The 13,320-nt window shown below is 37.1% G+C and carries 15 protein-coding genes and 1 pseudogene; all 16 read left to right on the top strand.

Annotated elements, in window-relative coordinates:
• The first annotated feature begins 2 nt into the window (after positions 1-2).
• The gene (locus tag JCM19034_RS14860) at positions 3-749 is read left to right on the top strand and encodes a hypothetical protein (protein WP_062050953.1); all 747 of its coding nucleotides are present in this window, start codon (positions 3-5) and stop codon (positions 747-749) included.
• A 15-nt stretch (positions 750-764) separates the two neighbouring features.
• On the top strand, positions 765-1,559 hold the full coding sequence (locus tag JCM19034_RS14855; RefSeq protein ID WP_062050951.1) for a hypothetical protein: 795 nt from the start codon (positions 765-767) through the stop codon (positions 1,557-1,559).
• Positions 1,560-1,632: 73 nt separating this feature from the next.
• A complete protein-coding gene (locus JCM19034_RS14850; RefSeq protein ID WP_062050950.1) occupies positions 1,633-2,430 on the top strand; it encodes a hypothetical protein in 798 nt (265 codons plus the stop codon).
• A 110-nt stretch (positions 2,431-2,540) separates the two neighbouring features.
• Positions 2,541-2,903, top strand: a complete 363-nt coding sequence (locus JCM19034_RS14845; protein WP_231686977.1) for a hypothetical protein — start codon at positions 2,541-2,543, stop codon at positions 2,901-2,903.
• A gap of 2 nt (positions 2,904-2,905) precedes the next feature.
• Entirely contained in the window at positions 2,906-3,058 is a 153-nt protein-coding gene (locus JCM19034_RS23370) for a hypothetical protein (RefSeq protein ID WP_231686976.1), read from the top strand.
• Positions 3,055-3,369: a DUF5085 family protein gene (locus JCM19034_RS14840; RefSeq protein WP_231686975.1), complete on the top strand. Its 315-nt coding sequence runs from the start codon at positions 3,055-3,057 to the stop codon at positions 3,367-3,369. The genes JCM19034_RS23370 and JCM19034_RS14840 overlap by 4 nt, the downstream gene beginning before the upstream one ends.
• Positions 3,370-4,059 carry a hypothetical protein gene (locus JCM19034_RS14835; protein ID WP_062050948.1) on the top strand — a complete coding sequence of 230 codons (690 nt, stop codon included), beginning with the start codon at positions 3,370-3,372 and terminating at the stop codon, positions 4,057-4,059.
• A gap of 178 nt (positions 4,060-4,237) precedes the next feature.
• On the top strand, positions 4,238-4,612 hold the full coding sequence (locus JCM19034_RS14830) for a hypothetical protein (protein ID WP_062050946.1): 375 nt from the start codon (positions 4,238-4,240) through the stop codon (positions 4,610-4,612).
• Positions 4,613-4,627: 15 nt separating this feature from the next.
• The gene (locus tag JCM19034_RS14825; protein WP_062050944.1) at positions 4,628-4,921 is read left to right on the top strand and encodes a DUF4176 domain-containing protein; all 294 of its coding nucleotides are present in this window, start codon (positions 4,628-4,630) and stop codon (positions 4,919-4,921) included.
• 500 nt (positions 4,922-5,421) lie between these two features.
• Positions 5,422-5,697, top strand: a complete 276-nt coding sequence (locus JCM19034_RS14820; RefSeq protein WP_062050941.1) for a hypothetical protein — start codon at positions 5,422-5,424, stop codon at positions 5,695-5,697.
• 102 nt (positions 5,698-5,799) lie between these two features.
• Positions 5,800-6,318 (top strand): hypothetical protein, encoded by a 519-nt coding sequence (locus tag JCM19034_RS14815; protein ID WP_062050939.1) that lies wholly within the window; start codon positions 5,800-5,802, stop codon positions 6,316-6,318.
• A 473-nt stretch (positions 6,319-6,791) separates the two neighbouring features.
• Positions 6,792-8,198, top strand: coding sequence for a glucuronate isomerase (uxaC, locus tag JCM19034_RS14810; protein ID WP_062050937.1), 1,407 nt, complete (start codon positions 6,792-6,794; stop codon positions 8,196-8,198).
• 27 nt (positions 8,199-8,225) lie between these two features.
• The gene (locus tag JCM19034_RS14805; protein ID WP_062050935.1) at positions 8,226-9,725 is read left to right on the top strand and encodes a UxaA family hydrolase; all 1,500 of its coding nucleotides are present in this window, start codon (positions 8,226-8,228) and stop codon (positions 9,723-9,725) included.
• A gap of 18 nt (positions 9,726-9,743) precedes the next feature.
• Positions 9,744-11,260 (top strand): annotated as a pseudogene (locus tag JCM19034_RS25190) (tagaturonate reductase).
• A 69-nt stretch (positions 11,261-11,329) separates the two neighbouring features.
• The gene (locus JCM19034_RS14790; RefSeq protein ID WP_062050929.1) at positions 11,330-12,613 is read left to right on the top strand and encodes a Gfo/Idh/MocA family protein; all 1,284 of its coding nucleotides are present in this window, start codon (positions 11,330-11,332) and stop codon (positions 12,611-12,613) included.
• Positions 12,614-13,029: 416 nt separating this feature from the next.
• Positions 13,030-13,320 (top strand): hypothetical protein (locus tag JCM19034_RS14785; RefSeq protein WP_156324000.1); only part of this gene is annotated, 291 nt, incomplete at its 3' end.

Raw genomic sequence — 13,320 nt, 5'->3', positions numbered from 1 at the left:
CTATGTACAATGCAGGGAAAGATGGCGGACTGAATACATCTCAACATAGAACATCAACTGGAACTGGGTATCGGATAAATGCGACAGCACATGCATTAGAGCAGCTAGGAGTGAAGCCAGATGGCCGAGCAAGACGTGATTTGAATCACCGTTTACCGAAAAACGGTAAACCGTTAAATGCGTCACAACAAGCAAGAGCCAGAACGAATCAAACTCCACTAAGAGCAGCTGACCAAAGGCCAGGAAGACCAGGCTGGACGAATACTGGTCAACAAGCATTAAATATGCATCCCGAATTACGTTATTTTGGTGCAGGATCTAATACGGTAACCCCAGTTGGAGCCGCAAAAGAGATTGCAAAAGCTGGTCTCGATGGCGCAGCTAAAGGAGCATTAGATTCATTTACTGACGTTTTTAAGAAAAGTACCAATACGGCATCCAAAATAGCAAAAGGCGCAGGAGTGTTTGGTGCTGGTTTAAGTGCCTATACAAACTATGTAGATGCGAAGGAAGAGGGATTGTCAGGATGGAGCGTAGCAGGAAGGGTTGCGAAAGATACTGCGGTTGATTTGGCGGTAGGTGGTGCCGTACAAGCTGGAATAATAGCTGCAGCAACAGTAGCAATACCGATACCGGGAGTTGGAACTGCAGTTGGGATAGTAGCAGGGATTGGGGTTAATGCACTTTTAAACAGAAAAGGGAAGTCTGGAAAGTCAGTAATGGATAGAGTGAAAGGTTGGTTTCGTTAAATTGGAGGAATTATTATGGTTAGAAAATTATCAGAAAAGGACTTTTTAGTATTAAGAGGACCTTTTGAATCAGGAAGGCAGGCACCAGTGTCCTTGGGTGGAGCTATGATTATCGGTGCTTTTTGTCAAGCGTTAATGGTTTTCTTAAGTTATTATATAGGGGAGGATTCGATATTACCTTTTACAGATAAATTAGTATCAATTCATCTTTGGGTAACACTTATTATTGTAGCACTTACAATCTTATATTCATTTCCATACTTTTTCAGGAAATATCAGAAATCTCAATATTTATTAAGTATTCTCATGACCCATAATCTAATAACATATTCATGGTACATTTTGTCATTGCTCATAATAGGAGCAACATTACCTGAAGATTTTAATGCAAGAAATGTCATGATGTATATCTATATCACATTGGGGATAGGTGGGATCTTGTTTATAGTGACATGTATTCGTTTTTATGTGTTGCTAATGAAAGGGAAATATAGAAAAGGGTCTTCGCGTGATAAACTGCGAGGGAAGTTCGAAGGGAAAATCAATATGACTTCTATCGGAGCCGGAAGTATAGGTGTTGCTGTTAGTGTACAATATTTGATGAGAAATTTTGATTTCATGGGGTATGGAGATTTATTTATCGTTGCAATTGGTTTATTACTATTTTATACAATGATCTTCATTCTTCCGGAACAGCTTGTCATTTTGTATTGTAAATATCGCTTTAAAAGCTTTAATTTTAGACCAAATGGCCAGTATTTAACACTAATGCCCCTACAGGAAACGGAAGAAGACGAAAAGAAAAAATGATGGATTCAGTAACATGCATTGGATAAGGAAATATCGGGATAATCAAACCGATGTTTAAAGGTGATCTAAATTGTTGGGAAAACTTAAAGAGGAAGATTTTTTAGTACTCAGAGGACCGTTTGAATCGGGGAGGCAGGCACCTGTATCCTTAGGTGGCGCTATGATTATCGGTATATTTTGCCAAGCGCTGATGGTTTTCTTAAGCTTTTTTATAGGCCAATACTCTATATTACCTTTTACAGATATATTAGTTGCATTTCATCTCTGGATAACGGTTATTATTGTAGCATTAACGATTGTATACTCATTTCCGTACTTTTACAAAAAACATCAAAAATCACAGTATATATTAAGTATTTTCATGACCCATAACTTAGCAACTTTTTCAATGTACATTTTGCCTTTGTTAACAATGGGTGCAAAATTACCAGAAGATTATATTATAGAACATATCATGTCGTATATCTATATTACGTTAGCATTAGGGGGCATCTTGTTTATCGTAACGTGTATACGTTTTTACATTTTGCTGATGAAAGGGAAATATAGAAAAGGGTCTTCGCGTGATAAATTGCGAGGGAAGTTCGAAGGAAGAATCAATATGGCTTCTATCGGGGCTGGAAGTATAGGCGTTGCGGTTAGCGTACAATATTTGATGAGAAATATCGATTTTATGGATAATGAAGTTTTGTTTATTGTTGCAATCGGGTTGCTAATATTCTATACAATGATTTTCATTCTTCCGGAACAGCTCGTCATTTTGTATTGTAAATTTCGCTTTAAAAGCTTTAATTTTAGATCAAATGGTAAGTATTTAACGTTAATACCTCTACAGGAAACGAAGGAAGACGAGAAGACTTATTTTAAATGATGAATAGAAGGGGTGGTATAAATGACAATCGAGAAACGTGCACTTCAATTTGATAATTTATTAGTTTACGAAAAGACACAGCTACGAACGGATTGGCAGGAAGGTTTTTTATGATGGAGGATCTATTGCTTACAGAAGGGATTTATAAAACAGGACCTGTCTTTTTTTCTGTATCACCTACTGAAGGTGAAGAATCTTTTGGACATTTTACATATTATTTGCCAATTAATGAAGCTGTTCGGCTTGAGAATGAACCTGACTTTCGTTTTGAAGCGACATTTCGCATAGAGGATGCTCTAGTATTGCGACAAGCGAATGAAGAGGTTGATTTTCATGCAGCTAATGAAAAAGTTCGAGAGTATGCGAATGAACAAGGCATTTTGTTAGAAGAGACGTTTTATTGTGTGTTATTAGAAGTGTATGGCGATCTTATGATTGATTTATATGTACCGATACAAGGGCGAGGCGAGTAAATATGATAGATAACCATAAAATTGCTTATCGAAATGTTGTATCGAAGTATTATCAATTTGTACCGGAAGAAATTGAACTTGCTTTTAAAGATTTCGAAGCGTTCTTGGATAAACATCACTATCATTCAACTGGGACCGTTTTTTCTCTATTATGAGTGATCCAACAGAGGAAATTATGACAGCGGAAATATTTTTTGGGGTAGAGGAAGATCAGTTTAACGTAGAATCGGAAGACTATTTGCGTTTTCGTAGCTACTTTTCTGTAAGCCCGATGTTGATGACACGTGTTGAAGGGAATATAAATGAGCAAGCACAAGTGAAGTATTGGGAGTTAATAGAGCGATTGAATCATCATGGGTTAGAGCAAGCAACTCCTATATTTGTGGAATATAAAAGAACCCATTCGGATAAAACGTATATTGAAATGAGCGTAGGGATCGATAACGATATCAGAGAGGAGCTATAGATGATCATGAAACGTAAATGGTTGATAATGCTTTTATTAATAGGAATGATCTTGGTAGGGTGTAATCAATCTGAAGATGTGAGCAAGGATGGCGAAGGGTCTGATACAAATATGGAGGAAGAAGACGTAGTCGGAAAAGAGGAAGAAGAGGTTGAGAAAGACGTAGATACTTCCAAAAATGAAGGCGAGGAAGAGCTTATTGGAGAAGAGGAAGTGAAGACTGAGGTTGAAGTCGAGCTAGATGGAAAAATGGAACCATTGCAATTACATGTAAATAAGGTCGATCAAGAGACTGGTGTAACGATTGAAGACCATCCTTTATATGCAGATATAAATCAACTCGTGACAGCAGAGCCAGAAATGGGTATTCCGAATGATTTTAGCGTAGTGCCATTAGATATATACATTGCGGACGGAGCAAGCAGTTTATTCTTCTTAGCGATAAATCGTTTAGATGTACCGCTCACAAACGTTTCATTTGAATTAACTTTAGGGAATATTGATGAAGAATTTGTTTTCGATCATACACCAATTTATTTAAGCGAAGAGGAGTTTGGTGTACTTGAGCCGAATTACGCCCTACCTTTCTTTCTCGACCTAACATCAGAGGGTGAAGAATTATACGAATCATTAACGATGGATAATGTTTTTATGGATATTACAAATTACTCAATGGATGTAATTGAATAAATGGTGGAAAGGGTGAGCAATCGAATGGTTGTTCATCCTTATTTTGTAGTGTGTAATCCAAATGAGTGATTAATTGTTGTAGTGTTCAAAAATTAAATATGACAAAACAGTTAGAGGGGCTATTAGTAATAACCCGCACATTTTTGTTTCACCGAATAGCTGGAGGTCTGGTGTTGTTATGAAGATTGTTCGTATATTTATAGAGACGTTAAAAGATAGGAAAACGGAGGTAACGTTCTTTTACAAGAAGATAAAGGAAGAGGAGAAATGGGGGAAACGATCCATTTATTTAGCTCTGTTGTGGCAAAATGCACTTGCTGCTTTTATCATAGCTTTTCCTGTTGCTATGGTATCTATGATGCTATTTATTCTATGGACCGGGTGGCTTATCGAAGCAGGAGACATATCACTTTCATTGATGCTGTTTGTTACGGTATTCGGATTAGGTTCTCTTATCCTCTTTGAGCTATGGATACTTTTCCTTATGCGAAAAGTGTACCCGAAGAAAAAAGAGATATTTTTAAAAAAGCTGGAAAATAAAGATCATTCTTAGGAGGTACTATACATTATGGCTAATGAAATCAACAGTATTGTCATTGATAAAGGTGAAGAACTGCTCCCAATCGGTACAGTAGTACGAGTGGATTTTTTGGGGCATGCGGTGATGATTTATGGACGAAAACAAAAGAAAGTCGATGAGGGGGAGGAACTCTATGATTATGTAGCTTGTCCGTATCCTCAAGGGCACATTTCTTATAAGAGCAATGTTTTCTTCCAACATGATCGCATTGAAGAGGTGTATTTCAAAGGTTTGGAGACGGCAGGCGAGAAAATGTTCGTGGGCATTGAATCAGGCGATTGAAGAAAACTAGTATTTTAAAAGGTACAGTTCATTCACAAGAAATGTATGTGAGCTGTACTTCTTAACGATTGAATAAGTTAATCATAGGAGAGTGATGGTATGATGGCAATTTTTACGTTTTTATTTGGTAAGCCATTGATTGAGCACAAACTATACATATTCATATACAGTTTTTTTACTGGGCGTATATTTTCATAGGATCTGTTTTTATGATAGTGGGGTGGCCTTGGCACTTCTTAGTGGTTTGGGGCATCTCGTTTCCGCTAATCGTTCGAGTAAATCATGCACTCTTTAAAACCTTATTTAATGGCTTAGTTCATGCGTCGAAAAGTCGTTTTAATCGCAAATCCGTAGGTGGATTTATAGGGCTGGTGTTGTTCAATATCATTTTTGCTATAGCGTTCATTTTATATGCCGTTTATTACGGCTCAAGTGGTTATTTGGTGCTTAATTTGAATTAGAGCCAAATAAATAATAACGCATACGAGCTTTCCGCAGGCATGTTGCGAGGGGAATTTGATACGGACTTTTATATAGGCGTTCCTTCTTCAGATCCCTATCTAGTAGTACAATCACGATATGAGGCTTTTGTAGGGGAAGGCTCTTTCATCATTGAGTTATACAACAAGGAAAATGATGATGTGGTATGGTCAAAAGAAGTCGATGATAATGTTCGTGGTGTCATAGAGATTCCGGCGGTAGAGGGGAGGTACTGGTTTAGACTGATTGCTGATGAGACGGTAAAAGACGTAACGTTTAGGTTTAGTGTAGAGTAGTGAACGATTGAATCAAGACCCAAATAGTTTTGTGGTGACATCCTAACGAACTTTTGAGGCATTATATAAAAGTAGAGTGGCATGACCTATGGAGTGATAGAAATGAAAATAATTCCGATTTACTCAGAAAGTAAAAATAATCAACAAGGCTACACAATACTTATTGACGAACATAAAGAAAAATCCTATAAAGCCTTTCATAAGAAAAGTAACCAATGGGTATATTGGATCGGCTTCTTTTTTACTCTCGCCATCCTCAGAAGTATCCAAGATATTCATATTACTATATCATATACAACATCTGTCATTATCTATATATGTTTATTAGTGTTAACTATTTTGATAAGTAGAGTGATATCTAAACATTTTTATTATGATGAAGTAAAAGAGATCTATCTAACTAAAACGATGATAGAAGAGTATATTGAAGATGGAAAAAGCATTTATAGAATAGAAGTTTGGATTGCTAGTATTAGCTTTTTCATTTTTGCTATACTTTGTACCATGTTTTTTATTAATTTTTCGTTAGTAGCATTACTATTTTCGATTGTTCTCTTTTTTATTTTTTGTTTATCTCTTAAGCGCTTGCCACTTGCAAGAATCAAATTATATAAGAAATAGTAGAAGGATTCATATTACGTGATGATAAAAAAGAAAAGCACTTGGATGGGGTACCAAGTGCTTTTCAGTATATTGTCGAATGAATACTTTTGGGATGAGTATTCGACGATAGTATATCGACAAGATCCGACTATCGCAACAAGATTTACTCTTTTTTTACATAATTTACGTAATGTTTAAAAATGATTTGCAATAAAAGTAGTCAATTTAGTTTTAATAAAGAATATATGCTGGAATTGAGTGATTTAGGTAGGATCAATCGCTTTTTCTATTCCTTGTACAACGGTTCAACACATTGCTATTAATTAAAGATACTTCAATTCTCTATAAAAAATTCAATTGAATTTCTAAAAAGAAAAACGTTGTCAATTTACTTTATTCATATTATGATGGTTTTATAAAGTAATAGGTTATCAATGTAAGGATTATGTAGGATTAAAAATAACAACGTTATTATTTTAGGGGGACCTCGAATGAAACCATTTATTCATGATGATTTTATGCTGCAAAATAAGGTAGCTAAAAAGCTGTATCACGAGTACGCAGCGGATATGCCTATTTTTGATTTTCATTGTCACTTAAGTCCACAGGAGATTAGTGATAATCATCAATTTTCGACGATTTCTGAAATTTGGCTACACGGTGATCATTATAAATGGAGAGCGATGAGAACGCTCGGAATTGATGAGCAATACGTGACAGGTTCGGCTTCGGATGAGGAGAAGTTTCAGCAGTGGGCAAAGACAGTACCTTATACAGTAGGAAACCCACTTTATCATTGGACCCACCTTGAATTGAAGCGTTACTTTGGAATTGATGAATTATTAAATGAACAAACGTGTACACAGATTTGGGAAGAAACGAATCGTCAGCTGCAACAGCCTGAACTAACGACACAAAGCATAATTAAGAAGTCAAATGTACGAGGTATTTGTACAACAGATGATCCTACAGATGATCTTACTTACCATAAGAAGATTGCTGCAAACAATCAGGTTGATACTGTTGTATTACCTACGTTTCGTCCTGATAAAGCAATTGAAATTCAACAGGAAGGCTTCGCGAGCTATATTGAGAAATTAGGTAACGCTGCGAACATTCAGATTGGGCGATATGATGACGTCTTACAGGCTTTAGAAAAACGAATGGATGCGTTCACAGAAGTAGGTTGTGTCGTTTCAGATCATGGTATCCAAACACTACCATTTGAACTAGCTACAAAAGAAGAGGTTGAGGGAATCTTTGAAAAACGTTTGAGCGGTAATGCGTTATCACATCAAGAAATAGAGAAATATCGAACGTATACAATGGTCTTTCTCGGTAGGCAATACCACGAAAGAGGCTGGGTGATGCAGCTTCATTTAGGTGCGATCCGTAATAATAATAAGCGTATGTTTAAAAAGCTGGGGCCTGATACAGGCTTTGACTCAATGTTTGACTTTAATATGGCGGCTTCCTTAAATGGATTCTTTAATGAATTAGACTCAACTGATCAGCTACCGAAAACGATTGTTTATAACTTGAACCCTATTCATAACGAAGTGATTGCGACAGCGATAGGGAATTTCCAATCCTCTGATGCAAGAGGGAAGCTGCAATTTGGTTCAGGTTGGTGGTTTAATGATCAAAAGGTCGGAATGGTCAGACAGATGACCGATCTTGCTAATCATGGATTATTAAGCACATTTGTCGGAATGTTAACGGATTCTAGAAGCTTTTTGTCTTATACACGTCACGAATATTTCAGACGGATTCTTTGCAACCTTCTTGGGGAATGGGTTGAATTAGGTGAAGTGCCAGAAGATTATCTATTACTAGGGCGGATGGTTGAAGATATTTGCTTCCATAATGCTAATCAATTTTTTGGAAAGCAATTATAAAGCGTATTTAGATAAGGAGGATATCGCATGACAGCTGTTGCTGATTATTTGCAAGTCCATACGAAGGATAACGTTGTTGTCGCTTTGAAAAATTACGCAAGTGGTGCTCGTATTTCCTTCAGTAAAGAAGAGATCTTGCTAAAACAATCCGTTGAAACTGGGCATAAAATTGCTGTTCGACCGATAAAGCGAGGGGAGAACGTTGTGAAGTATGGTTATCCAATCGGTCAAGCGACTGAAGATATTGCTGTTGGCGATTGGGTTCATACACATAATGTTCAAACAAATTTGTCTGGGACGCTCACATATGAATATAAACCGAAAAAGGTTGAATTTGGCCAAAAGCAAACAGATCGAACATTTCAAGGGTACGTTAGAGCAAATGGCGATATCGGAATTCGTAATGAGATCTGGGTGATAAACACGGTCGGTTGTATTAACAAAACGTGTGAAACGATTGCTAAGACAGCCAATGATTTGTATAGGGGAGAAAATATTGATGGCATTTACCATTATCCGCACCTTTTTGGCTGTTCACAATTGGGTGATGATTTGCATCATACACAGAAAATTTTAAGTAATTTAGTTCATCATCCGAATGCTGCGGCAATATTAGTTATGGGATTGGGCTGTGAAAATAACTACATTGATTTCTTTAAAGAAGTGCTTGGGGACTATGATGAAAACCGAGTTCAATTTATTGAAGTACAAAAGGTTGATGATGAAATTGAAGAAGGTTTAGAGGCGATGGAAGAGCTTGTCGCATATGCTAAGTCCTTTAAACGTCAGCCTGTTTCAATATCAAAATTAAAAGTAGGCTTGAAATGCGGAGGCTCTGATGGCTTTTCCGGAATTACAGGTAATCCGCTTTTAGGTGCATTTTCGGATCGTTTAATAGCATATGGTGGATCAACGGTTTTAACGGAAACACCAGAGTTGTTTGGTGCAGAGCAAATTTTAATGGAGAGAGCGAAGGATGAACAAGTATTTCAAAAAGTAGTCGATATGGTTAATGGATTTAAGGAATATTTTCTAAAACATGATCAAAACGTTTACGAAAATCCATCACCTGGTAATAAGAAGGGTGGTATTACAACGTTAGAGGAGAAGTCGTTAGGTAATGTACAAAAAGGCGGGTTTGCTCCGGTCGTTGATGTTCTTGATTACGGAGGGAGAATGAAAGAATCCGGTTTAACGTTGCTTGAGGGCCCGGGAAATGACCTTGTCTCCGTAACTGCCTTAGCGGCATCGGGTGCCCATATCGTTCTCTTTACAACTGGTCGTGGAACGCCGTTTGGTGGTCCTGTCCCAACTGTGAAAATATCGACAAATACAGCACTATATGAAAAGAAAAAAAGATGGATTGACTTTAATGCAGGGCAGCTAGTTGAAGGAAAGGATAAAGAGGAGTTAACGGATGAATTTTTCAACTATATAATTAAACTCGCATCAGGAGAAGTAAAAGCAAACAATGAGAAATATGGCTTTAAAGAAATATCTATTTTTAAAGATGGTGTGATTCTATAGAGCAAAGGGTGTGATACGATGAATAAGTTAACGAAAAAGCTAATGGAAGATCAAAGCTCACAGCGTGCTGAGTATGTTGATCTTGGTGAATTGCCAGAGAAGGTGCTTCAATTTGGGAAAGGGAACTTCTTGCGAGCATTTGTTGATTGGCAAATTCATCAACTTAATAAACAGCAGCTGTTTAACGGTAAAGTAGTCATTTATCAGTCGTCACCAAATGGCCGACCTGATGCCTTTTTAGAAGATCAGGATTTCCTATATACAGTTGTCCTTCGTGGCATTGATCAAGGAGAGAAAGTGGACACTAGTGAAGTGATTTCTTCCGTGTCACGTTCACTAGCTTATAATCAATGGTCTAAGGCTTTAGAGCTTGCACGTTCAAAGGAGCTTGAGATCATTGTTTCGAATACAACGGAAGCTGGTATTACGTATGTAGTGCAAGACCGTCCTAAGGAAGCGGATATTCCCGACACCTATCCGGCAAAATTGACAATGTTCTTATATGAACGGTTTCAACAATTAGGAGAAAGTTCAGCACCTGGACTTATTATTATACCTTGTGAATTGATCGAAGAAAACGGAATTAGGTTAAAAGAATACGTCGTTAAACATGCTAGAGAGTGGCATTTGCCAGAAGCATTTACGAAATGGATAGAGGAAGCTAATACGTTTTGTAATACGTTAGTTGATCGGATTGTAACAGGATTCCCGCATGATTCAATAGAAGAATATCATAAGCGGTTAGCGTATGTAGACAATGGGTTGACGGTGGGAGAGCCTTACCATTTGTTTGTAATTGATGGTGATGAATCCGTTCAACGTACGTTGCCTTTAACTGAAGGGAACTTAAACGTAAAATGGGGCGATATTACACCATTTCGTGAGATTAAAGTAAGGCTGTTAAATGGTCCACATACAATGATGTTCTCCGTAGGCACTTATTCGGTTTGAAAACCGTTCAAGACGTAATGGAAACGAAGACAACACGTCAATTTGTGGAAACTGCATTTCATGAAATTAAACAGGTTGTTAATGGAGATGAACAAGATATTGAAGCCTTTATAGCTAGTGTAAAAGAACGCTTTTTAAACCCTTATAATGATCATCATTTATTAGATATTGGGTTAAATGCTGTAAACAAATTTAAAGCACGATTATTACCAACTGTGAAGCGTTTTGTTCAAGAAAAGGGAGATTTGCCACAAGCGATTGTCTACTCAATGGCTGCCTTGTTTCTCTTTTATAAACCGATCCGTAGAGAGGACGATGGGCTAATCGGAATACGGGCAGGTATGGAATATAAGATGAAAGAAAATGAAGATGTTTTAATTTTATTTAGCCGAGTATGGCAAGACTATGACAATGGAGGAGAGATTTCGACTGTTGTTGCTACGCTCTTACAAGCTGCTGACGTGTGGGGGGAAGATTTAACGAGAATACCTCATTTAGAGGAAATGGTAACAAACTACCTTGAAGAAATGCTTAATGAAGGTCTTAAAAATAGTCTAGATCGATTTGTTCAGTTAGAAGTTTAATAGTGTTGATGATGAATAAAATTAACAGAACCTAACAACGTTGTTACATTTACGAAGGAGATGGATAGAATGAAGAAAAAGTATGTATTAATCGGAACTGGTGGAAGAGCAGAATTTTTCTATGGGTCATTGGCAAGAGATTTCAAGGAGACAGGTGAATTGGTGGCGTTTTGTGATATCAATCAAACGCGAATGAATTATGCTAATAAACTATTAGTAGAAAAATATGATCATCCTGAAGTAAGAACATATTTGAACAGCGACTTTGAAAAGATGATAAAAGAAGAAAAACCAGATTTTGTGATTGTTACGACTGTTGATCGCACACACCATACGTATATTATTCAAGCATTGGAGCTAGGCTGTAATGTAATAACGGAAAAGCCGATGACCGTTGATGCGGAGAAGTGTCAAGAAATTATTGATGCGGTTAATCGTACAGGAAAAGAGGTGCGGGTGACATTTAATTACCGTTATGCTCCACATAATACAAAAATTCGAGAGCTTATTCGTGATGGTGTGATCGGTGAAGTGTATTCGGTTAATTTTGAGTGGGCACTTGATACGCAGCATGGAGCAGATTATTTCCGGAGATGGCATCGTGATAAACGAAATAGTGGAGGATTACTCGTTCATAAATCGACTCACCATTTTGACCTTGTTAACTTTTGGTTAGGAACAGAACCAGATACAGTGTATGCAAACGGTGGGTTACGCTTTTATGGGAAAGAAAATGCTGAAGCACGTGGTGTTAATCATTTTTACCAACGTGCTTATGGTAGCGAATATGCTAAGAATGACCCATTTGCGATTCATTTAGATGAAAATGAACATTTAAAAGCAATGTATTTAGATGCTGAAAAAGAGGATGGTTATCAGCGTGATCAAAGTGTATTCGGGGATGGCATTAACATTGAAGATACACTTGGGGTTCTTGTCCGCTATAAAAACAAAGCTATTTTAACGTACTCATTAAATGCGTACTTACCATGGGAAGGCTTTATAATTTCCTTTAATGGCAGCAAAGGACGAATTGAAGTAAAGGTTAGAGAGCAATCCTATGTTAATTCAGGCGGCGAAAAGTCTGATGAAGGAGCAGTAGAAGAGAAATCGATTACTGTTTTACCGATGTTCGGTCAACCATATGAAGTAGAAGTAGTTGAAGGTGAAGGTGGCCATGGAGGAGGAGATCCTTTATTGCTACAAGATATTTTCGGTGAACCTAGTGAAGACGAATTTAATCGTGCTGCCTCCCATATTGATGGTGCAAAATCAATCCTAACAGGAATAGCTGGAAATATTTCATTACAGACAGGGCAAGCCGTGAAAGTGGATGAACTAATTAAATTATAGAAAAACATAAAAGTGGGAAGCTGGGATAAAACTCAGTGAATAGATAGTAGAGAGCCCCAACGAAACAAAGCTTTGTTTCGTTGGGGCTCTTATTTAATTTAAAATAATTTTAGGACAACGACTGATATTGGCAGTGCTGTTACTAACGCTTTTGCTACTTTAGAAAAGGCCCACTTTAGTAAAGGAATCTGAAATCCCGACATCAGCAAAAGAGAAATAGGGTACTGATCATCGTACTATGATGATCAGTACCATATTTATTGCCTTGGCTAGTTTTTACTAGCGTACATGTTTTTGAATTAGCCTTTACAAAAAAAATAACAAATCTTAAAGAGGAATTAATGGAAGGGATTGAGTAGGTCTATTATTCTATTAATTATATGAGACTAATTGACTATTCGGGCAGGGGGAGAAAAATGAACCGATTGACGGGACTATTGCTACAATTGTTACAGAAAATGACGATTCGCCAAAAGTTGCTAAGTATTTTCCTTTTAATATTAATGTTATTTTGTATGACTTTCTTTTTACAATTTTTCCAAGTGACTGAAGTAGAAGAACGGATTAAAGTGATGGCAGATAGTACAGAGGAAGCGTTATTGCTTGCATCTATTAATTCCCTTATGAAAGAAAAATACATTTTAGTAAATGAATATGTCGAACGTGGTGGCTTTGTTGAACCAGCGTTAGAGCAGGCTGAGACTGAA

It is taken from the genome of Bacillus sp. JCM 19034 (assembly GCF_001310635.1).
GTDB lineage: Bacteria > Bacillota > Bacilli > Bacillales > Bacillaceae_D > Halalkalibacter.
The sequence above is the reverse complement of the archived record's forward strand: the minus strand, read 5'-3'. Positions and strand labels throughout refer to the sequence as shown.